Origin of the sequence: Bacillus songklensis (assembly GCF_042649685.1) — a bacterium.
Lineage (GTDB): Bacteria > Bacillota > Bacilli > Bacillales > Bacillaceae_H > Bacillus_BA > Bacillus_BA songklensis.
Genome location: NZ_JBHRZT010000066.1, coordinates 1 through 1,117, shown reverse-complemented (window position 1 = coordinate 1,117; position 1,117 = coordinate 1). Strand labels below are relative to the sequence as shown.

Annotated in this window: 2 pseudogenes; one reads left to right on the top strand and one right to left on the bottom strand. The window is 42.8% G+C overall.

The window, feature by feature from the left end:
- Nucleotides 1-49 precede the first annotated feature (49 nt).
- Nucleotides 50-1,018 (bottom strand): annotated as a pseudogene (locus tag ACFOU2_RS15185) (glucose-6-phosphate dehydrogenase); the annotation flags it as partial.
- Here ACFOU2_RS15185 and ACFOU2_RS15180 point away from each other — a divergent pair.
- Nucleotides 1,019-1,117 (top strand): annotated as a pseudogene (locus ACFOU2_RS15180) (3-hexulose-6-phosphate synthase); the annotation flags it as partial.

Here is a 1,117-nt window from a genome sequence, read left to right as displayed (position 1 = left end):
CCGATTAATCCAACTTGCATCCTCTTGTCCTCCTGAACTATTCGTGTTGTTATCCTATTTTTAATGCTTTTACTGATTGATCTTTTGAAATCATCTCATACTTAGACCCTTGGTATTCCCACCAATAAAACCCGTCCTCTTTTAAAAGTTCATCCGAAGCATCCGGACCCATCGAACCTGAACGATAGAAATGTAAGGGGACTGTGTTTTCCTCAAACGCTTCTAAAACTGGCTGCACCCATTTCCACGATAATTCCACTTCATTCCAGTGGGCAAAGAATGTCGAGTCACCGCGTAATGCATCAAAGATTAAGAGTTCATAAGCTTCGGGTATGTCTTTTGCTCCTGCCCTGAAATCAATTGAAATAGGCTCAATTTTCCCGTTTTTTAGCGGATTCTTACTATTCAATTGCAACGATATCCCTTCATTGGGATTGATATTGACAATTAATAGATTTGGTTCCGTTTGTTGATCGGATCCATACAATTCCTTCACTGGATTTTTAAACTCAATGACGATACGTGTTGACTTTTCCTTCATTCTCTTTCCCGTACGGATATAGAAAGGAACTCCTCGCCAAAAATCATTATCAATCCATAAACGGGCGGCAACAAAAGTATCATTGACAGAGGAAGAATCAACCCCAGGTTCCTCCCTGTATCCAACCACTGGCTCATGATTCATTTCTCCGGCACCATATTGGCCACGGACAACTTGAGAACCGACATCCTCTTTCTGCAAAGGCCGCAATGATTCCATCACCTTTCTCTTTTCATTCCGGATATCTGCCGCACTTATCGTTTTTGGTACATGCATGGCCGTCATCATCAACATTTGCAGCATATGATTCTGGAACATATCCCGGATGGCTCCTGCTTGATCATAATAGCCCGCTCTGTCTTCTACTCCAACCGTTTCACTAGCCGTTATTTGGACATTGGCTGTGTGCTGATTATTCCATAAGGATTGAAGCACAGGATTGGCAAATGCCAATGCTTCGAGGTTTTGAACCATTGGAAAGCAGCCTTTCCTAATCTAAAGGTACTGGCAGATCTTAAAATCATGGATGCCGCGGGATATGAAGTGATGAAGGCCTCTGAGGCAGGGGCTGATATC